General features: G+C 44.2%; 30 protein-coding genes. All 30 read right to left on the bottom strand.

What is annotated here, in order from left to right; genetic code table 11:
* Window positions 1–76: 76 nt before the first annotated feature.
* The gene (locus K1J09_RS05405; protein ID WP_223323242.1) at window positions 77–913 is read right to left on the bottom strand and encodes an energy-coupling factor transporter transmembrane component T family protein; all 837 of its coding nucleotides are present in this window, start codon (window positions 911–913) and stop codon (window positions 77–79) included.
* Complete coding sequence (locus tag K1J09_RS05400) at window positions 906–2,591, bottom strand: ABC transporter ATP-binding protein (protein ID WP_223323240.1); 1,686 nt, start codon at window positions 2,589–2,591, stop codon at window positions 906–908. Before K1J09_RS05400 ends, K1J09_RS05405 begins: the two co-directional genes overlap by 8 nt.
* A 9-nt stretch (window positions 2,592–2,600) precedes the next feature.
* On the bottom strand, window positions 2,601–3,362 hold the full coding sequence (locus K1J09_RS05395) for a nucleoside phosphorylase (protein ID WP_049553434.1): 762 nt from the start codon (window positions 3,360–3,362) through the stop codon (window positions 2,601–2,603).
* A gap of 218 nt (window positions 3,363–3,580) precedes the next feature.
* The gene (locus tag K1J09_RS05390; protein WP_049553433.1) at window positions 3,581–3,841 is read right to left on the bottom strand and encodes a hypothetical protein; all 261 of its coding nucleotides are present in this window, start codon (window positions 3,839–3,841) and stop codon (window positions 3,581–3,583) included.
* Between the two features lie 181 nt (window positions 3,842–4,022).
* A complete protein-coding gene (locus K1J09_RS05385; RefSeq protein ID WP_223323238.1) occupies window positions 4,023–4,940 on the bottom strand; it encodes a DUF4299 family protein in 918 nt (305 codons plus the stop codon).
* 293 nt (window positions 4,941–5,233) lie between these two features.
* Window positions 5,234–5,593, bottom strand: a complete 360-nt coding sequence (locus K1J09_RS05380; protein WP_223323236.1) for a TfoX/Sxy family protein — start codon at window positions 5,591–5,593, stop codon at window positions 5,234–5,236.
* A 9-nt stretch (window positions 5,594–5,602) separates the two neighbouring features.
* Window positions 5,603–6,016 carry a VOC family protein gene (locus K1J09_RS05375; protein ID WP_223323234.1) on the bottom strand — a complete coding sequence of 138 codons (414 nt, stop codon included), beginning with the start codon at window positions 6,014–6,016 and terminating at the stop codon, window positions 5,603–5,605.
* 56 nt (window positions 6,017–6,072) lie between these two features.
* Window positions 6,073–6,876: a helix-turn-helix transcriptional regulator gene (locus K1J09_RS05370; protein ID WP_223323232.1), complete on the bottom strand. Its 804-nt coding sequence runs from the start codon at window positions 6,874–6,876 to the stop codon at window positions 6,073–6,075.
* Between the two features lie 158 nt (window positions 6,877–7,034).
* Window positions 7,035–8,021, bottom strand: coding sequence for an oxygen-dependent tRNA uridine(34) hydroxylase TrhO (trhO, locus tag K1J09_RS05365; protein WP_060553014.1), 987 nt, complete (start codon window positions 8,019–8,021; stop codon window positions 7,035–7,037).
* Between the two features lie 138 nt (window positions 8,022–8,159).
* Window positions 8,160–8,651, bottom strand: a complete 492-nt coding sequence (locus K1J09_RS05360) for a DUF6773 family protein (RefSeq protein ID WP_125381913.1) — start codon at window positions 8,649–8,651, stop codon at window positions 8,160–8,162.
* A gap of 14 nt (window positions 8,652–8,665) precedes the next feature.
* The gene (locus K1J09_RS05355) at window positions 8,666–8,863 is read right to left on the bottom strand and encodes a helix-turn-helix transcriptional regulator (protein ID WP_002896268.1); all 198 of its coding nucleotides are present in this window, start codon (window positions 8,861–8,863) and stop codon (window positions 8,666–8,668) included.
* The gene (locus K1J09_RS05350; RefSeq protein ID WP_223323230.1) at window positions 8,847–9,047 is read right to left on the bottom strand and encodes a hypothetical protein; all 201 of its coding nucleotides are present in this window, start codon (window positions 9,045–9,047) and stop codon (window positions 8,847–8,849) included. Before K1J09_RS05350 ends, K1J09_RS05355 begins: the two co-directional genes overlap by 17 nt.
* A 277-nt stretch (window positions 9,048–9,324) precedes the next feature.
* Window positions 9,325–9,969, bottom strand: a complete 645-nt coding sequence (gene fsa / locus K1J09_RS05345; protein WP_223323228.1) for a fructose-6-phosphate aldolase — start codon at window positions 9,967–9,969, stop codon at window positions 9,325–9,327.
* A 705-nt stretch (window positions 9,970–10,674) separates the two neighbouring features.
* Window positions 10,675–11,217 carry an ECF-type riboflavin transporter substrate-binding protein gene (locus K1J09_RS05340; RefSeq protein ID WP_002907093.1) on the bottom strand — a complete coding sequence of 181 codons (543 nt, stop codon included), beginning with the start codon at window positions 11,215–11,217 and terminating at the stop codon, window positions 10,675–10,677.
* Between the two features lie 11 nt (window positions 11,218–11,228).
* Window positions 11,229–12,074 carry an SAM hydrolase/SAM-dependent halogenase family protein gene (locus K1J09_RS05335; RefSeq protein ID WP_223323227.1) on the bottom strand — a complete coding sequence of 282 codons (846 nt, stop codon included), beginning with the start codon at window positions 12,072–12,074 and terminating at the stop codon, window positions 11,229–11,231.
* A 31-nt stretch (window positions 12,075–12,105) separates the two neighbouring features.
* The gene (locus K1J09_RS05330; protein ID WP_223323224.1) at window positions 12,106–12,699 is read right to left on the bottom strand and encodes an MptD family putative ECF transporter S component; all 594 of its coding nucleotides are present in this window, start codon (window positions 12,697–12,699) and stop codon (window positions 12,106–12,108) included.
* A gap of 21 nt (window positions 12,700–12,720) precedes the next feature.
* Window positions 12,721–14,103: a M20/M25/M40 family metallo-hydrolase gene (locus K1J09_RS05325; RefSeq protein WP_223323222.1), complete on the bottom strand. Its 1,383-nt coding sequence runs from the start codon at window positions 14,101–14,103 to the stop codon at window positions 12,721–12,723.
* Between the two features lie 117 nt (window positions 14,104–14,220).
* On the bottom strand, window positions 14,221–15,048 hold the full coding sequence (locus tag K1J09_RS05320) for an amino acid ABC transporter substrate-binding protein (RefSeq protein WP_011836610.1): 828 nt from the start codon (window positions 15,046–15,048) through the stop codon (window positions 14,221–14,223).
* 115 nt (window positions 15,049–15,163) lie between these two features.
* Window positions 15,164–16,309, bottom strand: a complete 1,146-nt coding sequence (locus tag K1J09_RS05315; RefSeq protein ID WP_223323220.1) for a M20 peptidase aminoacylase family protein — start codon at window positions 16,307–16,309, stop codon at window positions 15,164–15,166.
* A 112-nt stretch (window positions 16,310–16,421) separates the two neighbouring features.
* Window positions 16,422–17,528 (bottom strand): DUF4352 domain-containing protein, encoded by a 1,107-nt coding sequence (locus K1J09_RS05310; protein ID WP_002907098.1) that lies wholly within the window; start codon window positions 17,526–17,528, stop codon window positions 16,422–16,424.
* 123 nt (window positions 17,529–17,651) lie between these two features.
* Complete coding sequence (locus tag K1J09_RS05305) at window positions 17,652–18,368, bottom strand: YebC/PmpR family DNA-binding transcriptional regulator (RefSeq protein WP_002907099.1); 717 nt, start codon at window positions 18,366–18,368, stop codon at window positions 17,652–17,654.
* 267 nt (window positions 18,369–18,635) lie between these two features.
* Window positions 18,636–19,001 (bottom strand): hypothetical protein, encoded by a 366-nt coding sequence (locus tag K1J09_RS05300; RefSeq protein ID WP_317627843.1) that lies wholly within the window; start codon window positions 18,999–19,001, stop codon window positions 18,636–18,638.
* A gap of 226 nt (window positions 19,002–19,227) precedes the next feature.
* Window positions 19,228–20,031, bottom strand: a complete 804-nt coding sequence (locus K1J09_RS05295) for a DUF6612 family protein (RefSeq protein ID WP_002911901.1) — start codon at window positions 20,029–20,031, stop codon at window positions 19,228–19,230.
* A gap of 205 nt (window positions 20,032–20,236) precedes the next feature.
* Window positions 20,237–21,331 carry a nucleotidyltransferase gene (locus K1J09_RS05290; RefSeq protein ID WP_223323217.1) on the bottom strand — a complete coding sequence of 365 codons (1,095 nt, stop codon included), beginning with the start codon at window positions 21,329–21,331 and terminating at the stop codon, window positions 20,237–20,239.
* Between the two features lies 1 nt (window position 21,332).
* Window positions 21,333–22,067 (bottom strand): class I SAM-dependent DNA methyltransferase, encoded by a 735-nt coding sequence (locus tag K1J09_RS05285; protein ID WP_009659918.1) that lies wholly within the window; start codon window positions 22,065–22,067, stop codon window positions 21,333–21,335.
* A 75-nt stretch (window positions 22,068–22,142) separates the two neighbouring features.
* Window positions 22,143–22,508 (bottom strand): ribosome silencing factor, encoded by a 366-nt coding sequence (gene rsfS, locus K1J09_RS05280; RefSeq protein ID WP_223323215.1) that lies wholly within the window; start codon window positions 22,506–22,508, stop codon window positions 22,143–22,145.
* Window positions 22,509–22,533: 25 nt separating this feature from the next.
* On the bottom strand, window positions 22,534–23,121 hold the full coding sequence (gene yqeK / locus K1J09_RS05275) for a bis(5'-nucleosyl)-tetraphosphatase (symmetrical) YqeK (protein ID WP_125445289.1): 588 nt from the start codon (window positions 23,119–23,121) through the stop codon (window positions 22,534–22,536).
* Window positions 23,118–23,750 carry a nicotinate-nucleotide adenylyltransferase gene (locus K1J09_RS05270; protein ID WP_125445290.1) on the bottom strand — a complete coding sequence of 211 codons (633 nt, stop codon included), beginning with the start codon at window positions 23,748–23,750 and terminating at the stop codon, window positions 23,118–23,120. The genes yqeK and K1J09_RS05270 overlap by 4 nt, the downstream gene beginning before the upstream one ends.
* 28 nt (window positions 23,751–23,778) lie before the next feature.
* Complete coding sequence (gene yhbY, locus K1J09_RS05265) at window positions 23,779–24,090, bottom strand: ribosome assembly RNA-binding protein YhbY (RefSeq protein WP_002896287.1); 312 nt, start codon at window positions 24,088–24,090, stop codon at window positions 23,779–23,781.
* 107 nt (window positions 24,091–24,197) lie between these two features.
* A complete protein-coding gene (gene yqeH, locus K1J09_RS05260) occupies window positions 24,198–25,304 on the bottom strand; it encodes a ribosome biogenesis GTPase YqeH (protein WP_223323213.1) in 1,107 nt (368 codons plus the stop codon).
* Window position 25,305 lies beyond the last annotated feature (1 nt).

Below are 25,305 nucleotides of genomic sequence, written 5' to 3'. Positions count from 1 at the left end.
CCAAAAGCTCCTAAAATAGCATCTAAATAGAAGATACTTTAGGAAACCGTACATTCATAAGAAACATGCTTAAATCCTACCTCCACGGATTGTAAAAGCGACCGTGATTGACTGCGAAGAGGGCAAAGCAGAGCAATAGAAAGGCGACTGCCAGTGTCAGCACCAGCATATCTCGTTTGCTTAGAACCTGATAAGTATACCAGGTCCGTTTTTTATTTTTCCCGAAGCGGCGCAGCTCCATGGCTGTAGCAATGGTATTGATGCGCTCTAGCGAGCTGAAAATCAGAGGAATGATAATCTGCAGATTTCCTTTCACGCGCTGAGACAGTTTAGCTTTCTTGGATAATTCCTGCCCACGCGCTTCCTGGGACATCCTGATTAGGAAGAATTCTTCCTGCAAATCTGGAATATAGCGGAGCGTCAAACTGACCGCGTAAGCAATTTTATAGGAAATACCAAGCTGATGTAGGCTGGAAGCAAACTGACTGGGATGGGTTGTCATGAGGAAAATAACTGCCAGAGGTATGGTCGAAACATACTTGAGCAGGAGATTAAAGAGGTAGAACAGCTCCTGAGCTGTTAGATTATAGGCTCCCCATCCGGTCCAGAGGACATCTTTGGATCCGTAGATATCGATACCATACTGAGGCGCGAAAAGATAGACCATCACTAAGTTAAGAGCAGCAAAGGATGCCGCAAAGACTAAAACAAATGAAATGTCTCGGATGCGGATATGGGACAGCCGAAAGAGGCAGAGAGACAGCAGGGCTAGCCCCAGCAAAAAGCGAGTATCATAGCTAATCATGGCTGCCACTGATACCAGAACGAAGAAGAGCATCTTGCTGGCACCGGACAAACTATGAAGAAACGTCTCGCCTGCATGATAGCCGATTAATTTTCGCTGATTAAGCATGCTTGTCCTCCTTTTTTTGCATATAAAACTCGGTCAAAGCCAGAGGGTCGGCACCAATCTTCTCAGCCAGAGCAAAGATTGACGTTTCCTTTAGATGAGCCGCCGCAATCAACTCTTGATCTGTCAGCACCTGAGCAGGCGCCTTATCGGCTAAAATCTGACCATCTACCACAACCACTGCCCGAACTGAGTAATCCAGCATCAGCTGCATATCGTGCGTAATCATGATAATAGTATGTCCCTGCTGATTGAGCTCATCTAGAAATTCCATCATCTCGGTATAATGGCGCTGGTCCTGGCCAGCTGTCGGTTCATCCAAGAGTATAATCTCCGGATTCAGCACCAAGATAGACGCAATAGTCACCCGCTTCTTCTGGCCGAAAGACAGGGCCGAAATCGGCCAACTACGAAATTCATAGAGTCCGCAGGTCTTAAGAGCTGCATGGACCCGCTCTTCGATTTCTGCTTCTGCCAGTCCGCGCAAGCGCAAGCCTAGAGCCACTTCATCAAAAATCATGGCTGCTGAAATCATCTGATTAGGATTCTGCAGGACATAGCCAATCCGCTCAGCCCGCTCCTTGATAGAGTCTCCTTTGATGTCCTGACCTTTCCAGCTATAGCTTCCTTCAGTCTCGATAAACTGACAAAGAGCCTTGGCCAGAGTTGACTTACCAGCTCCATTTTTACCAACGATGGCTATCCGCTCACCCTTGAAAATCTTCAGACTGATATCCTGCAAAATAGGCTTGCCGCCGCTCTGGTAAGAAAAGGAAACGTGCTCCAGTTCCAGTAAGGGCTCCTGAGGCTCTTTGTCAGAGTCAGACCAATCTCTGCCTTCAAAGGTCACATCTGCTAGCTGCAGCTGATCCAATCGGGACAATCCTTCAGTCTTTTCCACTTCAACGCCCAGCTGGCGCAGGGTCGTAATGTAGAGCGGTTCGCGGATGCCATTTTCAGCTAGCAGCTGGGTTCTGAGCAGGTCATCCGGCTGTCCATTAAAGAGAATGCGTCCGTCATTGATAAGAACTAGCCGGTCTACTGGACGATAGAGGACATCTTCCAAGCGGTGCTCGATAATCAGAGCCGTCGTTGCCGTCTCCCGATGAAGCTGGTCAATCAAATCAATGGTATCCTGACCTGACTTAGGATCCAGATTGGCCAAGGGCTCGTCAAAGAGCAGAATGGGACTCTCGTCAATCAAAACCCCAGCCAGACTGACGCGCTGCTTTTGACCGCCTGATAGATCCTGGGGCCGATGCTGCAAAAGCTCTGATAAATCCAGCTTCTCTGACCAGGTTTGGACTTTTTCGCGCATAAGCGACAGCTCCATCACGTCATTTTCCAGCGCAAAGGCCAGATCTTCTGCTACGCTAAGCCCGATAAACTGGCCATCCGTGTCCTGCAAGACCGTGCTGACAAGATTGGACTTATCATAAATGCTGGATTCAAAAGCTGGCTGTCCCTTAATCAAGAGCTGACCACTGGCCTCACCTTTATAAATATTAGGGATAATTCCATTGAGACACTGACCCAGCGTTGACTTACCAGAGCCAGATGGTCCAACAATCAGAACCTTCTCCCCCTCGTAAATAGTCAAATTGATCTGCTTCAGGGTCGGTTCAGACTGGGCTTGATATTGAAAGCTAAAGTCTTCAAATTGGATAATTGGTTTTTTCATCTTATTTCTCTATAGTGCCAGAGCGATTTGAACCGCTAGATTGGCAATCTTATCTTTTTCGTCTAAGTCTGCATGATTGGCTAGGTTGCGCATATCCCAAGCTTCCTCAGACAAGTGATCGGCTGCATAGAAGAACTGGCAGACGGTTATCTCTCGAAAGGCTGCCAAAGCCGCTACAGCTGAGCATTCCATATCCACACAGATGGCTCCCTCAGCCTTTCTCTGGCGGAGCTTAGCAGGCGTCTCACGGTAAATGCCGTCTGTCGTCCAGACCTTGCCCTTGCTATGGGAAATACTGCGCTCATCTAGAAAAGCCGTCAGAAAATCTTTCAAGCCAAGATTGACTTCCTGCTCACGGTTAGCCGGCTGGTAGTGATAGCTAGTCCCCTCATCTCGCAGGGCCTCCGTCGGGATAATGACGGATGTTTCCTTAATCTCCTCATCCAAGATGCCGCAAGTACCGAAAAGAACCAGCTTCTTCATGCCAAAAGCAATCAAGTCTTCCAAAATAGCTACACAAGCCGAAGCTCCAACTGGTGCATTGAAGAGAGCCAGTTCTCGTCCATCCGCGAAAATACGATAGATAGGAATTTCAATATTAGCCATGCTAGTTGTCGTAATCAGCTCATGCTCAAAATCCGCTAGCATCCGCGCAAAAGTCTCTCTGGCAAAGCAGGAAACAGCCGTCTCCGGAAAACCCTCTATGGATTCATTCAAGTCCTCTGGGTTGATGATGGCCTTGCGACTTTGGTCAAATTCTTCAAGTATCATAGGCTTGCTCTCTTATCTCTCTTCCTGATGAAACAGCCAGCAGATGTCTACTGACTTCATCTTACCATTGTATCATAAAAAGGCGGTCTGCTGAACGCTGCCTGCATATTTTCTACATAGGAAATGCCATAGGCAGGCTCTATAGCTACAAGTGAAGTGAGTACTTTATCCAATGATTTTCCAACAAAAAAAGACTGGGCATAAATCCCAATCTCATCTTACACAAGGGCCGTTGCAGCAGTAATCAAGCCAAATACGATGCTCGGCATATTAGCTGCTGCCAAAGGAATGTCCCGTTTCTCTTTAAATAGGCCATAAATGACCCAGAGAGTACAGTTTAGAGCAGCTACTGAAGGCTGGATAAAGTCACCCTTATTGCCAGCTAGATTATTCATAATCCGCGAGATATAGGAAACAGACATCATAACAGACATCAAAGTAGCCGCCCAGCCCAAGATTAGCATGTGTTTTTCTTTCATTTCGTTCTGCTTTTTTCATAGGATTAGCCTCTATTCTATAGCTTCATTTGAAATTCTCAAGATATTTTCAATAATGTTATCAAAACGAAAAGAGTCACAAAATTGTGAGAAATGCTGACAGACCTAAAAAAGCCGCCTTTTGGCAGCTCTGTTAAGATTCAAAAAGTAAATTTTCCTAGCGCTAAAACTTCGGTTCTCCATCGGGAAGTTGGTCCAAAATGGCTTCTAGTTCCAGCCGATTGAGTGGCTGAATCCGGATCTGACTGGAATCCAGATAGGTGCGGTGAATATCTGGAATCTTTTCCAAAAAAGCTTTTAAATCCTTTGTTGTCAAGTATTTATAGCCCTGCGGACTGCTGGCATCCTCTATCAGGATATGGAGATGCCATTCCATGTCTTGACTAGCACCGCTCTCAATCATCTCTTTAACCAAGTATCCCTTGGGCATGGGCTGAGTCGGAAGGACTGTATCCACTCCTTCTGCCAAGACATAAGAACCCAGGTATTTCCCATCCTGATCCTTATAATACTTCGGAGTAGAAAATTGACTCTGAACCTGCTGCATCTCGGCCATCTGCCTGCCAAACTCCTCCACAGGATCTTCTGCCTTGAAAAGTTCCAGAAGTTTTTCCTGCGACATGTACAAATCATGAGCATAGCCTTCGAAAACATGCATAGGCACAGCTGCAACTCTAGCATCGTTCAGGCCATAGAGAATATCCGCTTCAAAATCAATATTAAAAATCCCGTCAGCCGTGTAAGTGGTGCCGTATTCATCGACAATATCCTGCTTCATCTTCTGAGCCAAACGACTCATGAAGAGAATAGCCCCTTTCCAGTCGCCCACCGTTGATGGTGTCAAGACGCGGACCTGGTAGGTTTCCCGGTCTGGCAGATAATAAACTTCAAACCCACGGCCTGCTCCTTCCCAATAGACAGCAAGAAAAGTTCCGACCTGATCCAAGGATTGATAAGCCTTATCGCCCTCGAGGCCTACGACCTCCAGCCCTTCCACCAAGGAAACCAGAGACAAGGGTGTTTCGACCGCCTTATAGCTAAACAAGCCCTTTCGGTTCTGAATGTAAAAAGAAATACTCATACCATGCTCCTTTCTAACGACAAAAGCCTTTCAGAAAGCGAGAAAATGCAAAATCAACACTCAATACAGGTACAAACTAGATTTTCTCCAAGACTTTTAAGGATAAACTTCATTCGCAAAACGGACTCTGGTATTAGTATAACATTTTTGGAAGAAAAAGACGAAAAAACCTGTATCCATGAAGAGACTTTCCGATTGAAAGCTTCATCAATACAGATTCTAAGAATATATTTGAACTTGATAAAAAGGCAACGAATAAACTTCTAAGAAGGCCAAGCTCATCTGAGCACTTCTTACTTTTTATCCTGCTGTGTCAGCTCCTGATTGTAGGACAAGGCTAGCTTGATCCAGTAAGGCAGTTCCTTTTGTCCTTCGCCATCTAAATCAATATAGCCATGATAAAGCCTGCCCTTCATTAACGTCACACTGGCACCATTTTTAGGCAGAACCTGCTTTTCCAGTTCCTTACCGATGCGTACCATGATAAGCTCTTGACTTCTCGAACTCACAGTAACGGTCATCTTACCTCGGACCATAAAAGCCAAACCACCAAACATCTTCTTCTCTTCTACCTCTTCTTCAAAAACATGAGGGGGAAGAGCAGTAGCTAAAATGGCACGGACTTGCTGGGCTAAGGATTCACTATAAGCCATCCTCCTACCTCATTTCATCACATCCCAGCCGATACCAAAACGGTCAATCAAGCGGCCATAAAACTCTGCGAAAGCTTGTTCCTCTAAAGGATAGAGAATTTGCCCACCTTCAGCAAGCTTAGCAAAGAGCTCATCAGCTTCTTCTCTACTATCTGGACTCAGAACCAACCATTGATTGGGCTGATGATTGCTAGGAATAGATAGGTCGTTAAAAATGCCTACATCTTCACCATGCAGGGTTAAGTTTTCCGTATCTAAGGCAATCCAGGCAAGCTTATCCCGTTTTTCTGCAGGAAGGTTTGCTGGATCCATCATCTCACTGGCTCGGACAAGTCCCTTAATCTCTGTCTGAAAAAGGTCAGCATAAAAACGAAAAGCTTCTTCTGCCTGACCATTAAAACTTAAAAACACGTTTAATTTCATTATTGTTCCTCCAATTTTTTATATCTGAGAATAAATCTCTAGTATCAGTTTATCAATTAGGATAAAAATTTTCTTATTCTCAATTGCGCTTGTTTGGCTAGGGAACGCATGATTAAAACTGGAAGATTAACTGTAATAGGTGGATCGCTGGGCAAGGGCCTGCGCATGCTGATTTCCTCCTGATAGATGCTATCGCCTGAAAAAGTGAGAGGCTCATCGCTGCCCCAGCGAAAGTTATGCTTCAAGACATAGTTTTTAGACAGGCGTAAATCCTCCAGCAATTCACAGGCCAAAAGATAGTAGTGACCATCCGGTACATTTTCAAAAGTAAACTGTCTCTCCTGGCTCAGTGCTACTCCGATAATCGGCTCTTCTTTGGGTATGCGAGTTTTAAAAAGCCCGACACAGCTGATACGAGGTTCATACCCCTCGGGATAAGATAACGCTACAGTCAAGCGATTGCCACTTTTGTGGTCAGGATCCTGATGCAACAAAGCTCCCTTCTCATCCAGCTGTTTAACCATAAAATCATAAGCCTTGGTTGATTCCTGATAATATTTTTTAGGCGAAAGTCCAGTATGCCGCTTAAACGTATTGGAAAAACTGCCTAGACTATCATAACCAGCTTCCATAGAGGTCTCGGTCACATTTTGCCGGCCCTCTACAATCTCCTGAATCCCTTTTTCCATCTTAAGAGCTTCCACATATTGCTTGATAGAAAAGCCCATCTTTTTCTTGAAAGTTCTGGATAGATGGGAAGGACTATAATGGAAATACTGAGACAAATCAGTCAGACTCAGTTCTTCATCTGCATGCTGACGCAGATAAGCTGCCACTTCTTCCATGATAGCTTTAGACATAGACCTGCTCCTTTCCCATTTATTTAAGCCCATTATATCACATCAAAAAGAAAGGACAAAAACCAAAACCTGAATAAAGAAAAGCTAAGCTGCAAATAAATAATGAAAAAACTTTAGATGCTTGAAACATCTAAAGTTTTTTTATCTTCACGATTAAATTACTGAGCCACCAATGTTTCCAAGCTTTCTCCAATCGCAGCCAAACGCTCCACCACTTCTGCTTGGCTCAGCCCGTTTTCAGCCACATAGCGGTTACGAGGGTGAACGCGACATTCGTGAGAACAGCCACGGAGGTACTTGTCTTCATTTTCTTCTGAAGTCAGGATACGGCGGTTACACTCTGGATTGCCACAGTTGACATAGCGCTCGCAAGGAGTCCCGTCAAACCAGTCTTTCCCAATCACGACTGGATTGACATGGTTGATATCAACCGAGATACGCTCATCAAAGACATACATCTTACCATCCCAAAGCTCACCTTGAACTTCTGGATCCTTGCCGTAAGTCGCGATACCGCCATGAAGCTGACCGACATCCTTGTATCCTTCACGGACCATCCAGCCTGAGAATTTCTCACAGCGAACACCACCGGTACAGTAAACAACCACGCGCTTGTCCATGAACTTCTCTTTGTTATCACGAACCCATTGTGGCAACTCACGGAAGTTGCGGATGTCTGGACGGATGGCTCCACGGAAGTGACCCAGATCGTACTCGTAGTCGTTACGGGTATCTAGGACAACAGTATCTTCATCCAAGAGGGCTTCCTTAAATTCCTTAGGCGATAGGTAAGCTCCTGTCGTCTCTAGTGGGTTGATGTCATTGTCAAAATCATTGTCTTCCAAGCCCAAGTGCACAATTTCTTTCTTGTAGCGAACAAACATTTTCTTGAAAGCTTGCTCGTTTTCTTCGTCAATCTTGAACCAAAGGTCTTCCATGCCCGGAAGGCTGTGGACATAATCCATGTATTTTTGAGTGGTTTCATAATCACCAGAAACCGTTCCATTGATTCCCTCATCTGCTACCAGGATACGGCCTTTCAGACCGATAGATTTACAGAAGGCCAGATGATCAGCTGCAAATTTCTCAGCATTCTCAATCGGAACATATTTGTAGTAAAGTAGGACGCGAATATCTTTTGCCATAAGATTTCAACTCTCTTTTCTCTATAAAATTTTCTGAATTTTTTAATTCATCTATTTATTATAACCCGAGAAGAAAAGCTGGGCAAAATATTTGTTTGAAAAATAGCTGAGCTGGAAAGTTTAAATGAGAATGACAAGTTATCGCTCTTCTTCCAATTGATCCAAATACTTTTCAAAGCGCTTTTTCTGCCATTTATTTATATACTCCAAGAAAATATTGACCAGCAGCATAAAGGGAAAGTGAATGACAAACGTAATAAAAATAACAAATAGAAACATGGGGTGAAAAACACTGTTATGATAAATAACATGATTCAGTTGGAAATTCTGGCAGGCAATCAAAAGAGTTAGAGACCCCGTCCAAGCTGCTATACCCCAAATAGTCAGACTGAAACTATTGTAATAATTGGCTCCCAGATACTGAGCCCGAAAGAAGAAATATAAGCAGGCGATAATGATCAAAACCAAGAAGGGCTGATAGTTAATGGCTCTAGCATTCATAGCTACAGAACCAGCATATAAGGCTAAACCACCATACAAGAAGAGACTAAAAGCCTCCATACCAGCCTTATTAACCAGCTGCTCTTCCCGCTCGTCCAAGATCTGTCGTTTAATAAGTTTAATTTTCATGACTAGTCCTTTCTCTATTCAATCCAAAACAATTGATCTAGCGTCTTATTGAGACATTTGCAAATCGCTAAGCATAAACTGAGACTAGGATTGTACTTACCTGCCTCAATCAGGCCAATGGTCTGGCGGGTCACTCCGATAGCATCTGCCAAGTCCCCCTGGGTCATATCATGCTCAGCTCGTGCCATTTTTAGTCTAAGATTTTTTGCCATGTCCATCGTCCTTATCGTCTTTCCTTTGCCCGAATATAACATAGAAAGAACAAGCAAAAGTGATATCAGCAAAACCAAAAATAAGCAACATTTGATTTTTCTGAATTATCCCTAGAATTATAAACACAACAGCTAATACTAGCCAAGTAAGAGGAATAAGCAGATGATTTATTTTCCTATTCATGCTATCGCTCCTTTCATCATTATAAGTCTATTATACAATATATTTTAAATAATGCAATATATAATTTACATTTTATCTTTTATTTTTTACATTATTTCAGAAGTAATCTCCACGCTTCTAAACATCAAAAAGAGAAGACCAGTTTGATCTTCTCCAAATCTTAGCTTATCAGCAATCTACCTCTCTTGACAAAGAGCCAAAGTCTTCTCAGTCGCTATGGCCTGCTTAAAATATAGTCAGAGGCAGAGACTTCTATTTCCCATACCTACCCTAAAACTTATTTTTTAAATGCTTCCCAATCCTTCATAAATTGGGCTATTCCATTGGTAGTCAGTGGATGCTGCGTCATTTTTTCAAATAAATTATCCGGAATGGTCGCAATGTGAGCACCAAGTTTTGCAACAGCTTCAACATGCGCTGCATTACGAATACTAGCTGCGATGATTTCAGCTTCAAAATCATAAATATCAATAATCGTACGCAAATCTGCAATCAATTGATAGGCATCTGTTCCGATATCTTCCAAACGTCCAACAAAAGGACTGATGAAGGTAGCTCCAGCTTTCATAGCCATGAGTCCTTGAGAAACTGTAAAAATCAAGGTAACATTCGTTTTAATTCCCTCTTTTGAAAGGATAGAGACAGCCTTTAAGCCTTCCGTTGTCATTGGAATTTTGACAACAACGTTATCAGCCCATTTAGCAATATCCCGTGCTTCTGCAATCATTTCAGGTGCTGTCAAGCCAGTAACCTCTGCACTAACAGGACCACTTATAATCTCACAGATTTCTTGAATAACCGTTTTAAAATCGCGTCCTTCACGTGAAATAATTGTTGGGTTAGTTGTTACGCCATCCACAACACCTAATTCATTAATCGCCTTGATAGCCGCCACATCAGCTGTATCTAAGAAAAATTTCATACCACATGTCCTCCTAGACTTCTTAATTGAAGCCTTTATTAAAAATAGCACTTGTCATCACAACAAGTAGAACAAATACAACAATGGTCATCATGAAGGCCATCCAGCCAAACTGACCAATTTTACCTAAAATACACATTGGAATCGATAATCCCTGAGCCTAAAAATTAAAAGGGCTCTCTTTTACGAATCAAGAAGCGGGAAATTGCAAGTTACAACCAACTCAGCTGAAACATTTTCTACCCACACCATATCTATATCTTAGAGGTCCAGAGGTCCAGACATCCAGCCGTCAGAGCACCTGATTCTGCTGCTAAAACTATGTAGGCACAAACATCAATAACACGTTGGAACTAGCTGAGTCACATAAGAACCAAAGAGACTTTAAACTATTCAAATCTTTGGTTGTTCTTGATTCGTTGGCAACGAACTTACCGACTCCTATTCCCCATTATAGTACAAATTTAAAGCGTTTTCAAAAAAAGACTAGGAAAATCTACAAATTTCTGATTCGCAAGAGCTGTTCTAAAATTTACTCTTGTCTTTTATCTCATCTAAATATATCGTCTTATATTGTAAGTACTTTTAGGAAGTCATAAATTTCTTAAATTTTCCAGTTCCTAGTGGACAACTGTATGATTCACCACTAGCAAAAAAAGCCGCCCAGTCGTATAGGCAGCTATTCTTTGATAGAAACTACTATGATTAATCTTTTTTCAGACTTCCTGCGCGGGTGCGGGTGCGAGCGTAGGCAGTCAGCAGGACAGTTCCGATAACTGCAACTGTCGCAGAATTCACCAGAATTGCTACAATACTTTGAGCAATAACCTTATTGACCGGCTCACCAGATACAATCACGTCACCAATCGGCCCGATTAGCCAAGCGATTGCATTGGCTCCAAACTGAATCAAGTTAAAGCGGATAATATCCTTGACTTCAAATTTGCCATCTTCTACTTGGAAGAATTTTCTAAAGAAACCAACCAATAGACCAAAGACTCCGCTGCCAGCAATCCAGAACCACCAAAGTCCGCCACCACTCATAGCGTCTTTAATGGCATGGCCAATGAAGCCCATCAGGAAACCGACAATTGGTCCAAAGATGACGCTAAAAAGAGCTTGCAGAGGGTATTGGAGCTGGATACTGGTATTGGGTACAGGCGTTGGAATATTAATCATTCCGATGACCACGAATAGGGCAGCTCCAATTCCTGTTGCGACTACGTTTCTGATTGTATTATTTTTCATTTTCTTCTTCCTTAATTTTCAATTCTCTTGATTTCAATATGCCACTGGGCACCGACGCCAACATTGTAGGCCTTAGCAAAGGAACCTTGGTTAATCGCTAAGCCAACCCGATAGAGGGAGTTAATATAGAGGATAGGCTGACCGATGCGGACATCCGCAAAGGACTTGCCATAGGTTACTTGGTTTTGATAAACCAGCATGTCATTGTTGTAGATGGTAACCTCGAAGCGGTCGCCAAATTCCGGTTTTAAGGTGCAGAATTCCTCGCGGGTGATAGAGGTCCAGAGAGAGCCGAAACGGACATCCAGGATATCAATAGCTCCGCTGACATAATTATCCGCAAGCGTGGTCTCTACTACCTGAATTTCGACAATGTCTTCAACTTTAAGCTCTGGTCCAACCTCTTCAAAGCTGATATGGCCGCTGGCTAACTTAGCACCTGTATAGGCATAGACATCACGGCCGTGGAAAGTGTAGGAATGCTCCGTATCCTTGCGGCGATTTTCCACTTCAGAAATTTCCCGAATGGCCTCAATTCCGACATGCTTCTTGATGAAAGACAGGGTACCATTGTCAGGCGTGACGATGTACTGGCCCTTTTTAGTCTTGGCTACCACACTCTTACGCTTGGAGCCAACGCCCGGATCCACTACTGACACAAAGGTCGTTCCTGCTGGCCAGTAATCAACTGTCTGAAAGAGACGATAGCTTCCCTCAAAGATATTGTAAGGGGTGATATCATGAGTCAGATGATGAATTTTCAGAGTGGGCGATTCTTCTAGCGCCACTCCGATCATGGCTGACACAGCTCCATCTACCAGACCAAAGTCCGACTGGAGTACGAGTAAATTGTTCATGTTTTCTCCTTAGTTATATTTTCAATGATAGTTAGACCGAAGCTGACTTGGAATGTCTAGCTTTAAGGATCTTCCTTCCTAACAGGGCTCCAAGAAAAGCACCCAGTAAAATGCTAGCTACAAACCAGAGGACTAAGCTGGGTTCTGGCTTAAGCATGACCTGCTCGATATAAGCCTGAGTCTTTCCTCTAGCAAGAAGACTAGCTTCGTACTGCTTGGGTGCCAGCCACATTAGGAAAATAGGACCCGCTGTGCTAAAGCTGAAAACTATAAAAGCCAGCAAGCTTCTAACAGTCTTTTGATAGCTGCCTGACCGAGCTATAAGATCCGCTAAAATACCGCAAATCAAACCTGGTAGAAAGGCTCCAAAGCCATGTCGACTGAGCAGAAAGAAGAGACCTAGCAGACAACCTAGGCCGCTGATTAGACCGAAGGTCTTTATTTTCTCAGTGTAGAAGATGAACAGAACTCCGCCAAAGAAAGCTGTAAAAGCCGGAGCGTAAAACATATTGCCCGAGCGGTCAAATAGAAGCCCAACCAAGACGCCTAAGAGCATGGCTAAAAAATAAAAGAGGTAAAAGAAGCCAGCCTGCTTCAGTTTGTCTTTTCTTATAGAGTATAGCATAAGCCTTCCTTTCCCACTAGTCTAGTCAGTTTGATGGTAACTGCCAATCAAGTCTTGAATGAGCTCTATGTGCGTATAGTAGTCAGCAATTTTCACATTCTCATCTCCGCCGTGATCTCGGCTGTTAGCATTGCCAAGTCCAAAAGCTGCCATAGGAACCTCCAAGGCTTCATAAACCGTATGCATCGGACCAGTTCCAGCTGAAGTCGGCAGAACAGAGATGCCCTCTTGATAATAATCTTTAGCCAGCTCAATAAGATTAAGAATGGATGGTGCACTCATGTCGCTGCGATAGCTCATTTCTCCCAAGGTATAAGTCAGCTCAACTGCCGGATAGCCATTCTTGTCCAGCTGCTGACGAATCTTGTCTAACACATCCTCTGGCTCCAGACCTGGCACCAGACGAACCTCCATCTTAGCCTGGGCCTCTGAAGGCAAAATGGTTTTAACCCCTTGGCCTTGATAGCCTGATCCGAAGCCTTCAATATTCAGCGAAGGTTCAAAGTAAAAGCGACGGAGAAATTCCTTCCGCTCGTCCAACAAAACCGGCAATTTCAAGCCATAGACCTGACTCAACTCTTCAGGAGTCCGCAGGGCATATTCCTCAATTAGGGCCAGCTCTCGTTCATTTGGCTCTTGAATCTGCTCATGAATGCCTTCAACTAGAATGCGGCCGTCTGGACTGCGCAAGCTGGATAAAGCATTGAGCAAATACCAAGAAGCTGAATTGATAACACCACCGAAGCTGGAATGAATGTCTACATCTGCACTTTTGACCGTCATGTCAAAGGTAACAATTCCCTTGTTACCGCCTGAGATTTCTAGCTGTCCAAGATTGTTGCGGCTGCCTTGCTCCCAGACTAGCAAATCTGATCCTCGCAGGCGTTTGCGATGTTTGGCCAAATATTTATCCAAGTCTGTCGAAGCAGACTCTTCTGCCCCTTCCATCATAAAGATGATATTGACTGGTAAATCACCGTGCTCTCGAATATACTTGCGAACAGCCGTCAAACGAGCAGTAATGTGCCCCTTGTCATCATCCACTCCTCGCCCATACATAACCCCATAATGAACTGACAGCATAAAAGGATCATTGGTCCAAGGCTGGTCATCATCTGCCGGCACTGTATCGTAGTGGTTGTAGAAAATAATGGTCTTAGCAGCAGGATTTGAAGAAAGAAACTCCGCCAAAACAAATGGAGCAGTGTAGCTGTCGTCAATCATGACCTTGGCACCTGCAGCTGTAAAAATCTCTCCCAAATAGTTGGCTACTTCATGCAGACCAATCTGCTGGGCAAAGATTGATTTTTTAGAGATCAAGGTTCGCAGCACTTCAAAATAGTGCTGGGCAACCTCGTCGTTTTCAAATTTCTTGATTTGTTCAGTCTCAGTTGAGAAAGGCATGCGTTACTCCTATTAACAGCAGATAAAGGGCTGGGGAAATAAGCTTCCCCGCCCTTATCGTATTTCTTGTATCAAAGTCTAGTCAGCCAAATTGCAGACCCAACTTGATGGGATTTCTTACTTGATGTCTTTTGCATCTGGCAGGTAAGAACCGCCAAAGAATTCTTGTGAAAGTTTTTCAAGCGTACCGTCCTCATAGAGTTCCTTAATTCGCTTGTTGACAAATTTTTGCAAGTCTTCCTGACCGCTTGCAATAATCGGATAGACATAAGGCTGCTGGTCGCTTGGAAGCTCAATCACTTCCAGATTTTTCAAGCCTTGGTCCTTGATAATAGACTCTACAGTTATGCGCTCAAAAACTTTATAGTCCGTACGGCCGTCATTCAGATTGGCCAAGATTTGCTGAATGGTTCCGTCCGTATAATTGATTTTTGTCGGATTATCGCTATGTTCCTTGTTGTAATCCTCTAGTTGCTGAGCTGTTGAAGTCCCCTGAACAACCTCAGTAGACTTGCCGCCAATGTCATCCAGCGATTTAATCCCCTCACCCTTACGGACAACTAAAACTGTTGGATTTTTCGCATATGGACTAGCATAGAGATATTTGTTAGCCCGTTCTTCAGAGTAGCTGATATTATTGGCACCGATCTGGTAGCGGTCGCTGTCCAAACCTGAGAAAATAGAAGCCCACTTGGTCTTATTGAAATTGACTTCATACTTGTCTGAGTCCTTAAAGATAGCACGAAGGACTTCGATATCGTAGCCTGTCAGTTTACCGTCTTTATCCTCGTACGAAAATGGTTTGGTCGTTCCTACTGTTCCGACTTCTACCTTTGTTTTCTCTGTTTTCTTCTCACTTGATGATGAGCAAGCCACTAGGGCACCAATGGCCAAGACACTGACAGCTGCCAGAGAGAAGTATTTCAAGGTTTTCTTCAGGTTCATATTTCGAATTCCTCCTAAAAAGTCTTTCTTTATCATATCAAATAAGGAGAAGCTTGACCATTATATATTTTTTATGGAGGTGATAGCTTTTCTTTATCAGCTTTGAGGCAGTCATTCACTCGACTTTCTGCCTGTAGTGCTGCAGGAAAAAGAGGGCGCTTTCGACATAGTAAGGAACGGAAACTTTGAAGGCTTCGTCGTCAATGACCATGCTGTCGTGATGGAGGTCAGGAGCATTTTCTGCCCCATTTGAGCCGATAAAGGCAAAGACGCCTGGAAGCTTCTCCTGATAAAAGGCAAAATCTTCTCCAGCCGAGGATGGACTGGCAGGCAGGACCTCAGCAAGATTTTGTGAGTGCTCATAGAGCAGCTCGGCCAATTCGGGATCATTATAGGTCACTGGAGGAGTATGGTCCCAAGAAATCCTGACTTGAGCTCCAAAATTCTCCGCTGTATTCTCTACAATTCGGATAAATTCTTCCTTGAGACGCTGCTGCAAGGTCGGATTGAAGCTGCGGATGGTCCCTTCAAAAAAGCCCGACTGCGGCAGTACATTCCAGGTCGCTCCAGCTTCGATATGAGTCACAGATAAGACAGCTGCTTCAAAAGGAGACACTGTGCGAGCCACTAGAGGCTGCAGGTTTTGAATCATACTAGTCAAGGTCAATACTGTATCAACACCTAGATCTGGCCTAGCCGCATGACTGCTGACTCCTTCTACCTCAACCTTGAACTTCTCAACCCCAGCCATCATGGCTCCAGCTTTAAGTGCCAGCTGCCCCGCCTTAAGCTGGGGCATATTGTGAAAGCCGATAATAGCAGACACATCGTCCAGCAGACCAGTCGCAAGAACCTGACTGGCTCCCTGAGAAGTTTCCTCAGCCGGCTGGAAAATCAAACGAACCGTCCCTCTCAAATCTCCTTCCATAGCCTTGAGCAGCTCAGCTGCCCCCAAGAGGCTGGTCTGGTGAAAATCATGGCCGCAAGCGTGCATGACACCTGAATTCTGACTGGCGTAAGACAGACCAGTCTGCTCCAAAATGGGCAGAGCATCGATATCAGCCCTCAGGGTAATAACCGGCTTGCCAGAACCAACCTCGGCAACTAGGCCGGTTTTCAGACCGGATTCTAAAATCCTAATATCCAAATCTTCCAGATAGCCTTTTAGAAAAGCCGTCGTTTCAAATTCCTGCCCAGACAGCTCTGGATGCTGATGAAGATAATGCCGTGTTTGTATCAGTTTATCATAAAATTTTTTCATGGCCGACTCCTTTACTCGAATACACCTATCTATCAACCAGTATAGCACAAAGCTGGACGCGGATACAAAAATAGAGAGCAAATAATCAATAATTAGCCCTCTAATTTTGCTATTATGAGATATCGCCTTCGAAAGAAATGACAATGGATTCATAAGAAAAATCACGCTCCAAGACCCATTTGCCATCTGTCTTGACAAATTTCAGCTGATAATCTCGTTCTGGGGTGAGAAGCGGCCGTGAGTCCAATCCAGCCATCATGTCATCAGCATAATTCTTATCTTGTGCTTTATAGAATTCCGAAAGATTCGCATACTCAGAACGATGCTTATCAGAAAACTCTTTACTGTAGTTCAGGATGGTTTTGCTTAGACTGACCGTTCTCGGTTTAATCTTGATCACTATCTCATTCGGCATGTACTGGGCTACTGTATAAGAAATTTCGGAGCGTTTTGCATTATTTTCCACATAGGCATCGATAAAGGCATTGACTTCCTTATCAGTAAAGGGATAGTCATGCAATTTACGTTTGAAGTCTTCAGCAAAAGCTGCTCTAAAGTCATTTTTATCTTGCTCCAAATTACCGCCTAAGACAAAATCTTCCTTGCCCTTGGATGACTTTGCCTTGTCTTTGCTTTTGGCGTCTCCACCTAAGAAAACAGCATTCAGATAATCAGAAGCTAATTTCTTTGACTCTTCGATTTGATCAGGATAACTTGAAGGATCAACATTTAGCTTGATTTCTTCTGTTTTCTCATCAGCATCATAAGTTTTCTTCTCATAGTGCAGTTCATATTTTTCATCCTTTTCAACCTTAAATACAAGATAACCAGAAAGAGTCTTTCCCTTAGCTAAATCTTCATATTTCAGTATTTTAAAGTTTTCTGCATCATCATAAACTCCGACAGGCTGGATTTTCTCACCTTCTGAATCATAAAAGCCAATGTCTGAAGAGGAAATCATGATTTTTTCATCCGTTTTATTCTTAATTTCCAATGACAAAGCTAAGTATTTTGAATCAGCGGCCCCATTGCTTGGCAAAATAAACTGGCCTTCCTTAATCTTGACCTCTACTTGCCCATTGCTGGCTGCTTTCTTGTCCTTCTTCTCCTGACTTTGCTTACTTGGAATATCCTGATTTGAAGTCGGAAGAAAGGCACAGGCTGTTAAGCTCATTCCTGCTAGAAGCAAGGTCGCGTATTGAAATACTTTTTTCATCATTGTCTCCTTAATAACTTAATAATATGACCTTTCTATTTTACCATACTTATCTTGACTGGTAAATACAGTTTGAGACTTCTCATCACAGAAAAACCTGTAGCTCCAACTACAGGTCAAGTATCTTTAGAATCCATCTACATTCGTATAGATTTTTTGGACATCTTCGTCGTCTTCTAAAACGCTATAAAGTTTTTCAAAGGTTTCGAGGTCCTCACCAGTCAACTCTACTTCAGACTGAGGAATCATTTCCAGCTCGGTTACTTGGAATTCTTGAATGCCAGATTCACGCAGAGCCACGATAGCCTTGTGAAGGTCAGTTGGCGCTGTATAGACAGTGATGCTTCCTTCTTCTGCTTCAACATCATCAACATCCACATCCGCTTCCAGCAGCTGTTCAAAGACGCTGTCAGCATCGTCCCCCGCAAAGACAATCACGCCTTTATTATCAAATAAATAGGCTACAGAGCCGCTAGCTCCCATATTGCCGCCATTTTTACCAAAAGCAGCACGGACATTGGCTGCAGTCCGATTGACATTTGAAGTCAGAGTATCGACAATCAGCATAGAACCGTTTGGCCCAAATCCTTCATAGCGGCCTTCAGTAAAGGTTTCGTCCGTGTTTCCTTTTGCCTTATCAATGGCCTTGTCAATGACATGCTTCGGCACCTGAGCCTGCTTAGCTCGGTCAATAACGAATTTCAAAGCTGTGTTAGACTCTGGATCTGGATCACCTTTTTTAGCTGCTACATAGATTTCTACACCAAACTTAGCATACACTTTTGAGTTTGCGCCGTCTTTGGCCGTTTTCTTTGCCACAATATTGGCCCATTTACGTCCCATTGGAGATTCTCCTTTTGATAAATTACATTTTTAATCTTTCTTATTATAACACAGGGAATCAGAAAAATCACTAAGAAAAAATGATAGCTTCTAGAAGATTCAGCCTACATTCTTCAACTTCTGCTGGACTGAAATCGAGACAAAATTGATTTCAGTTTTCCTTCCACAAAAAATCCAGCCGCTAACACAGCAACTGGACGGTAAATTCTATTTCCTGAAACTAGCAGGTCTGTCATAGCGGACCTTTACCGAAATCTATCAAAAATATCACTGATAATTTTTCACAATAGGCAAATCCGGTTTGCATCTGCTTAAGCAGGCAAAGACATCTTCTATTCTGCCATCCAAAAACGTGACATCTACTCGAACGGACTTGCCATGATAAGGCTTGACATATAGGTAGTCTCTCCGATAGTACCTGACTCCCAGTCGAAAAGAAGCCTGCCCGTCAGAAGTCCGGCCCCAAGCCGGCCGGTACAAGATGCTTTCCAGCTGATTCCAAGCAAAGCTATGCTCTTTCAAGAAAGCTCCTCGCACGGTCAAACCCCATTCTGTTCCTGCAAGAACAAAGCACTTTTTACTCAGCTTGCGTCCCGCATGAACTATTGCAAAGATTTCGACTACAGCAGTCATGAAAAAAGCAAGTATAAAAGGCAAACTGAACGAGCGTATTCCTGCTCCAGGCATGGCTTTATCAATTGAAAACAAGAGCAAGCAAGCTAAAGCACCGAAAATGATGCCTGAGACTAAGAAGACAGATGCCAAGATGACTATGGTCAAATAGAGTCCTCTACGGTAGCGAAAAGCAAACAATAAAGGCATGATTTTTCCTTTCTCAGCTAATAGTTTTGCTTATGCTTTACTGAGGCGCCTTAAACTCATCTTCCTCTACCTTATTCCAGTCAGAATATTGAGTATCTGTTTGAACATCCAAACTACCTTCTTCACCCTTATAAGATAGACCTAACTTAAAGTCTTTTAAGAATAAGGTCTTTTTATCCAAGCGTACTTCTAACGTTTTATCCATATCAGCCTGAGTAACACCTGTCAGCTCTAGTTTGAATTCTTCACCAAAAAGCCCCAGTAAATCAGCATTTTTACTGCTTAATTTAAAGACATATTCATCACCGCTTTCCTTTACAGTGACATCATCAGCCATTTGATAAAAGCCATCCATGAGTTTGAAATAATCGGGCTGAACATAATAATCTGCCCCGCTTCCCATTTCTTGCTTAGTCCATGTTCCATTTTTAGAAGAACGAGTATACAAAAGTTTATCCTCTCCACCTGGCATAATCGCTTCTTGATAACTCTCCTGACCGCTCTCTTTTCCATCTATGACTAAATGCCCCTTGGCCAGCTCATCAGTGCTTTTATCATAGAGAAGATCCCCGCTCATCGTTTGAGTTTTATTGGAACCATCTACAGTGATAGATAATTTCACCTTCATTTTCATTGAAGTTAGATCTTCATTCGCAGTTTCTGCTTTCTCCAAGAGTTCTTCAATATCGTCAGAAGAAGTATTCTTTTGGCTCTCACGGGAGCTATTCTCAGTCCCACCCTGATTCTTTTGAGAATGCTTCTGCCCAATCAAGCTACAAGCCCCTAAACTAAGCGTCAGTAAAGCTGTAAGGGCCATAAAGGTAATCTTTTTGAATTTCATGAGTCTTCCTCCTTTGAGACATGGATAGGAAAGATAAGCATTCAATCAGCACAGCAATGTTTTATGGACCGAATGCTAGCTTTCATATCTACAGTCAAATCACTAAAAAGCAAATCGTGCTTCTTAGTGAAAACAAGTTTATTTTTTTATTATACCATTTTTTATTTACCGTCGCAAACAAAGCAAAAAGGCTGAACATTCAGCCTTACTTGTCTTTCATAATCGGAACTCGTCCAAAGTTCTGTTCCGTAAGTGCAGGATTGCCTAGTTGATAGACCTTATCAGCCTGCTGGGTTAGACTATCCCATGGCTTCTCGCCGATACGGCTGACCAATTCAGCTTTTCCCTTAAGCTTGGACAAATGCTGGCGTCCCTGCTCGGAAAAGCCTAAAATATGAACACCTGACGGAAGCTCTTCTTTCCTAGCTCCGACTAGGATATAGGTCAGCAGACGCCGGATCCGAGCCTTGGTATAGCGCTTGGTTGCCACCTGATAAACTAGCTCTTCTATGGTCTCACTGCTTCTCAAGGCCTCTCTAATCCTGACGGCCAACTCCTGATTGACCTGATAAGAGTCTGTTAAATCCGGACAGGTCACTATCTGGTAACGGAGATAAGGAAAGAGGTCCGACCAGGTCACCTTGGGAGCCGCTTCAATCAAGTGATGGGCTGGGGTGAATTTTTTGAGAAAGTCTGGCTGGTCCAGATTCTGACGAAGGGCAGTTGCAGAGGCAAATTCTTGATTAGCTGATAAGGAATGGTAGCCAGCTCCCTGACGTTGAATCGGGCACAGTTTTATATCTCTTCCCGCCACAGCCTTGGCATAAGCCAAGCCCAAGATATGATTGGGAGTAGAGCCTGAGAAATTGAGCCCTACAAACTCCTGCCACATGGCCTGAGTCTTCTGAGGATAAGATAGGGAATCAGGCAAGCTGGCCAGATAACCCTCCATCTGCTCTGCCTTTTCATCATAGACCTTGGAAATACTCTCGTAGTCCAGCACTTCCTCAGTTCCAAACATTAGATGATCAATGCCCAGTCTCTCTAAGATGTCTACCGCCCCCTTAGCGAAAAAGTCTGCCGCCTGAACGCTGACCAAGAAAGGCAACTCAAGGACCAAATCCGCTCCCGCTTCCAAAGCCATCTGTGTCCGAGTCCACTTGTCCACGATAGCCGGCTCCCCTCGCTGAACAAAATTGCCACTCATAGCGATAATTTTCAGACCAGAAGCCTGCTCCAGCAGATATTTGTGCCCATTATGAAAAGGATTAAACTCTGCGATAATACCAGTAACTGTCATCTCATTTCTCCGCCACAAAGAACCAGCGAGCGCTCTTGTCTGTTGGCTCCTTGTCCTCAAAGTCCGCGTAAACCTTGACATTCTTAAAACCAGCCTGCTCCAGCAAGATATCATAGGTCAGAATCTCATAGGTCCGCTCCTCATGCACCTCATCATGGCGCGTGAAGCGCCCATCCTCGTCTTGAACAAAGAAGGTCAGCTCATGCACGATAGAATGAGGCGGTTCGTCCGCATAGGAATCCCATACCATAGCAAAGGTTTCAGCATTTTCATGATAAGAATAGTCTGGAAAAACCTCGTCAATCTGGTAAATCGAGTGCACATCAAAGATAAAGCGGCCCCCTTCATTTAGATGCTGGTAAACTTGAGTGAAGACCTGACTGACATCGACTTCGTCCTCCATATAGCAAATCGAGTCTGAATAGCACGTCACCAAATCAAACTGACCGATGCCACTCAAATCCAGCATATTGCCCTGAATAAAGGGAATGTCCAAACTAGCCTCTCTGCTACGTTTTTCTGCCAACTCCAGCATTTCCTGACTCAGATCCAGCCCCGTCACCTCGAACCCTGCCTGCTTAAAATAAATAGACTGAATGCCCGTTCCACAGGCCAGCTCCAGCAGCTTTTTCTTATCCTTGGGAAAATGACGCAGGCTGAAATCCGTCCACTTCTCATACAAAGAATCATCCATAATCGCATCGTAAACCGACGCGAAGGTTTCATAAGTTGCCATACTTTTCCTTTCAAAAATAGCCCAGCCAGCAGGCTGACTGAGCCGAATTCTGATTTCTTGCCTAAAGGCAAAAAATCACTTATTCTTTTCTTCCAATAGGGCTGCAACATCCACACCGGTTGCTTCATGCCAGAGTTTTTCAAGGTTATAGTGCGCCCGCATTTCCTCAGAAAAGATATGGACGACGATGCCTCCCAAGTCTAAGAGTACCCAGCCACCAGCTGCATCACCCTCAACATGACCAGCAGAAACACCCGCCGCTGCAGCTTTCTCACGGATATTTTCAGCGACCGCATCTAGCTGACGACTGTTCATAGAACTGACGATAACAAAATAATCTGTCACAGTAGTCAGACCTTGCAAGTCCAAAGCCACAATCTCTTCTGCACGCTTTTCATCGGCCGCTTTCACGACCAGTTCCAATAATTCTTGTTCTTTCATAGTTCCTCTTTAATTTTCTTCTATATTACTTCAAATATCCTACAAAGGCATTGTAGGTCTCCAAGGTCTGCGGATAGATGGGCATTCCCTTATGGGCTAGATGCTCCACAGTCCTTGCTGTTTCGTAGGCCACAGCTTGATTGAGCGACCGCTGGGCCAGCTCTCTGGCCTTGTCTACTCCCGGAAAGTCCCGGTTGTGCTCGATATAGTCAGCGACATAGACGACCTTGTCCAGCTCAGACATGGTGCCACTGCCCACCGTATGAACCTCGATGGCTCGCAGAATCTCAGCATCTTCGATGCCTAAATCTTCCTGAATCTTGTAAATGCCCACCATGCCATGCCAGACATTATTGCCCCAGTTTTTCAGGTCGGGGTCCAGCTGGTATTTGTCAATCAAGGCCAGAAATTCCTCATCTGAAACCTTCTTGGCATAATCGTGTAGAAGTCCTGCCAGACCCGCTTTTTCGACGTCAAGACCGAAGCGCTCCGCTAATTCTCGGGCAGCCTTTTCCACACCTAGACAATGCCGCAGGCGCTTCTCAGGCATGACAGTTTCCATCTTAGCCAGTAAGGCCTCACGACTCATACTGATATAACTTTCATAGGTCATAGGTAAAGCCCTTCTTTCTCAATATAGTCTAAGACCGGCTGAGGCAGCAGGAAATTAGGAGTCCGTCCCTGAGCCAGAAAATCCCGCACCATACTGGAGGAAATATCCATAAGGGGTACATCCACCCAGATAACAGGGTAAGAAGTCCCCGCCTTGTAGCGCGGCCGCTGAACACCGACAAACTGAACCAGCTCAACCAGCTCATCAATCCGGTACCACTTGGGCAGATAGTCCACCATATCCGCACCGATGATAAAGTAATAGTCCGTATCTGGATGTTGTTCTGTCAGGAGCTTCATGGTGTCGTAGGTATAGGAAATTCCCTTGCGCTCCAGCTCAATAGTTTCAATTCCTAGGCTTTCAATACCCTCAATAGCCAGCTCCAGCATTTTCAGCCTATGCCTTTCATCGATGGTTTCTTTCTTGTCCACATGGGGCGGCTCATACTCTGGCATGAGCAGAACCTGATCCAAGCCTAACTGTTGCCGGACCTGATCCGCCACGACCAAATGAGCATTGTGGACTGGATTGAAATTCCCGCCTAGTATGCCAATCTGCTTGCGTTTTTTATCTTTAACTTCTGGTTCTAATTCCACCTTGGTAAAGGGGGTTAGTAATTCAATAGCCATAGGCTGACATCTCCACAGAAATTTTTCCTTAAATTTGCTTGACTTTGACAGAGAGTTTGCGATTTTCCTTTTTGCTGGACTGCTTGTAGAGGATTAAGATCCGGCCAATCTTCTGCACTGTATCCACTCCGATTTCCTCTTCCAGAATCTCCGCAACTTCATGGATATTCTCATCCGTATTTTGCAAGAGCGTGACCTTAATCAACTCTCGTGCGTCCAGTGCCTGACGGACGCTGGTTTTGATTTGGTCGTTGAGTCCATTTTTCCCAATCTGAATGATAGGCTTGAGACTATGTGCCTGACTGTTGAGAAAGGCGCGTTGTTTTGATGTTAGTGTCATGTTCTTCTATAAGGCTTGAGACAGTTAGGACCTGTTTATCTCATCACTGTTCACAGCCTTTTCCTTCCTTATTTTAAGGGGAGTTATTCCCCTTGGTTTCTTGAGTATTAAATAATAGCTTTCCGAGTGACAACCGCCACACCCTCTGGCGCCCAGCCAGCTACTCGGGCAGGTCCACTGACGCGAATCCAGCCCAAACCTGAGAAGACGATATCCGTCTTGTCCTTGATGGTAAATTCATGCTTGACCAAAGCTGGAAATTCTTCCTTTTCCTTGCCAACCGGCGGAACTAAGAGACTGCCGACATGCTTGTCATAAAAATCGCTGGCACCTTCCAACTTGGTCCGGTGAAGCTTGAGCTCATTGTCAAAATAAGCCGTGAATCCCTGCTTATCGCCTGCCACAAAATCGAAACGACCTAAACCACCCAAAAAGAGGGTTTGCTCTGGATTAAGCTGATAGGTTTTGGGCTTGATTTCCTTTTTGGGGCTGATGTATTTGAGATTCTTAGCAGAAAGATAGTGAGCCATCTGGTGACGATGGATAATGCCTGGTGTATCATAGATATGACTGCCATCTGCTAAAGGAATCTCGATTTTATCCAGAGTTGTACCCGGGAAGCGCGAAGTCGTAATAATATCCTTATCGCCCGTGATTTCCTGAATAATCGCATTAATCAAAGTGGACTTGCCCACATTGGTCACGCCGACCACATAAACGTCACGTCCCTTGCGGCAATGCTCAATCTTGTCAATCAAGTCCTTGATGGCCTGCTTGTTCTGAGCAGAGGTTAGGACCACATCGACTGGACGCAGGCCTTCTTCGTGAGCGCGCTCCGTCAGCCATTGGGTCACCTTGCTATCCTTGACCGACTTAGGCAAAATGTCTTTCTTATTCCCGACCAAGAGAACATCATTTCCAGCAACAAAGCGAGGCAGGCCAGGGATGACCGAGCCATTAAAGTCAAAAATATCGACAACATTGACAACCAAGGCGTCGCTATCTCCAACTTCGTGGAGAAGCCGCAGAAAGTCATCATCCGTCAGCTGAACATCGCTGATTTCATTATAATGGCGCAGGCGGAAACAACGCTGGCAATAGAGCTCGCCTGTTTCCAAGCCTTTTTCTAGAGCTGATTTGGGCGTGTAGCCTAGCTTGCCCTTATCTTCTGTCTGAATAGTGGCTCCACAGCCGATACAGAGAAGTTCTTCCATG

The organism is Streptococcus sanguinis (genome assembly GCF_019928825.1).
GTDB classification, from domain to species: domain Bacteria; phylum Bacillota; class Bacilli; order Lactobacillales; family Streptococcaceae; genus Streptococcus; species Streptococcus sanguinis_L.
The sequence above is the reverse complement of the archived record's forward strand: the minus strand, read 5'-3'. Positions and strand labels throughout refer to the sequence as shown.

Bases quoted from the DNA above. Each gene is read 5' to 3' on its own strand.
- K1J09_RS05340 (WP_002907093.1), bottom strand. From the start codon at position 11,217: ATGAAAAATAATACAATCAGAAACGTAGTCGCAACAGGAATTGGAGCT.
- K1J09_RS05335 (WP_223323227.1), bottom strand. From the start codon at position 12,074: ATGAACAATTTACTCGTACTCCAGTCGGACTTTGGTCTGGTAGATGGA.
- K1J09_RS05380 (WP_223323236.1), bottom strand. From the start codon at position 5,593: ATGGCTTATAGTGAATCCTTAGCCCAGCAAGTCCGTGCCATTTTAGCT.
- K1J09_RS05300 (WP_317627843.1), bottom strand. From the start codon at position 19,001: ATGACTGCTGTAGTCGAAATCTTTGCAATAGTTCATGCGGGACGCAAG.
- fsa (WP_223323228.1), bottom strand. From the start codon at position 9,969: ATGAAATTTTTCTTAGATACAGCTGATGTGGCGGCTATCAAGGCGATT.
- K1J09_RS05305 (WP_002907099.1), bottom strand. From the start codon at position 18,368: ATGGGACGTAAATGGGCCAATATTGTGGCAAAGAAAACGGCCAAAGAC.
- K1J09_RS05290 (WP_223323217.1), bottom strand. From the start codon at position 21,331: ATGACAGTTACTGGTATTATCGCAGAGTTTAATCCTTTTCATAATGGG.
- yqeK (WP_125445289.1), bottom strand. From the start codon at position 23,121: ATGACCTATGAAAGTTATATCAGTATGAGTCGTGAGGCCTTACTGGCT.
- K1J09_RS05395 (WP_049553434.1), bottom strand. From the start codon at position 3,362: ATGATACTTGAAGAATTTGACCAAAGTCGCAAGGCCATCATCAACCCA.
- K1J09_RS05330 (WP_223323224.1), bottom strand. From the start codon at position 12,699: ATGCTATACTCTATAAGAAAAGACAAACTGAAGCAGGCTGGCTTCTTT.
- K1J09_RS05360 (WP_125381913.1), bottom strand. From the start codon at position 8,651: ATGAAAATTAAACTTATTAAACGACAGATCTTGGACGAGCGGGAAGAG.
- K1J09_RS05325 (WP_223323222.1), bottom strand. From the start codon at position 14,103: ATGCCTTTCTCAACTGAGACTGAACAAATCAAGAAATTTGAAAACGAC.
- K1J09_RS05355 (WP_002896268.1), bottom strand. From the start codon at position 8,863: ATGGCAAAAAATCTTAGACTAAAAATGGCACGAGCTGAGCATGATATG.
- K1J09_RS05285 (WP_009659918.1), bottom strand. From the start codon at position 22,067: ATGGCAACTTATGAAACCTTCGCGTCGGTTTACGATGCGATTATGGAT.
- trhO (WP_060553014.1), bottom strand. From the start codon at position 8,021: ATGGCAAAAGATATTCGCGTCCTACTTTACTACAAATATGTTCCGATT.
- K1J09_RS05320 (WP_011836610.1), bottom strand. From the start codon at position 15,048: ATGAACCTGAAGAAAACCTTGAAATACTTCTCTCTGGCAGCTGTCAGT.
- K1J09_RS05315 (WP_223323220.1), bottom strand. From the start codon at position 16,309: ATGAAAAAATTTTATGATAAACTGATACAAACACGGCATTATCTTCAT.
- K1J09_RS05270 (WP_125445290.1), bottom strand. From the start codon at position 23,750: ATGGCTATTGAATTACTAACCCCCTTTACCAAGGTGGAATTAGAACCA.
- K1J09_RS05350 (WP_223323230.1), bottom strand. From the start codon at position 9,047: ATGAATAGGAAAATAAATCATCTGCTTATTCCTCTTACTTGGCTAGTA.
- K1J09_RS05385 (WP_223323238.1), bottom strand. From the start codon at position 4,940: ATGAGTATTTCTTTTTACATTCAGAACCGAAAGGGCTTGTTTAGCTAT.
- K1J09_RS05400 (WP_223323240.1), bottom strand. From the start codon at position 2,591: ATGAAAAAACCAATTATCCAATTTGAAGACTTTAGCTTTCAATATCAA.
- K1J09_RS05295 (WP_002911901.1), bottom strand. From the start codon at position 20,031: ATGAAATTCAAAAAGATTACCTTTATGGCCCTTACAGCTTTACTGACG.
- yqeH (WP_223323213.1), bottom strand. From the start codon at position 25,304: ATGGAAGAACTTCTCTGTATCGGCTGTGGAGCCACTATTCAGACAGAA.
- rsfS (WP_223323215.1), bottom strand. From the start codon at position 22,508: ATGAAAGAACAAGAATTATTGGAACTGGTCGTGAAAGCGGCCGATGAA.
- K1J09_RS05390 (WP_049553433.1), bottom strand. From the start codon at position 3,841: ATGAAAGAAAAACACATGCTAATCTTGGGCTGGGCGGCTACTTTGATG.
- K1J09_RS05370 (WP_223323232.1), bottom strand. From the start codon at position 6,876: ATGTCTAAAGCTATCATGGAAGAAGTGGCAGCTTATCTGCGTCAGCAT.
- K1J09_RS05375 (WP_223323234.1), bottom strand. From the start codon at position 6,016: ATGAAATTAAACGTGTTTTTAAGTTTTAATGGTCAGGCAGAAGAAGCT.
- yhbY (WP_002896287.1), bottom strand. From the start codon at position 24,090: ATGACACTAACATCAAAACAACGCGCCTTTCTCAACAGTCAGGCACAT.
- K1J09_RS05405 (WP_223323242.1), bottom strand. From the start codon at position 913: ATGCTTAATCAGCGAAAATTAATCGGCTATCATGCAGGCGAGACGTTT.
- K1J09_RS05310 (WP_002907098.1), bottom strand. From the start codon at position 17,528: ATGATGAAAAAAGTATTTCAATACGCGACCTTGCTTCTAGCAGGAATG.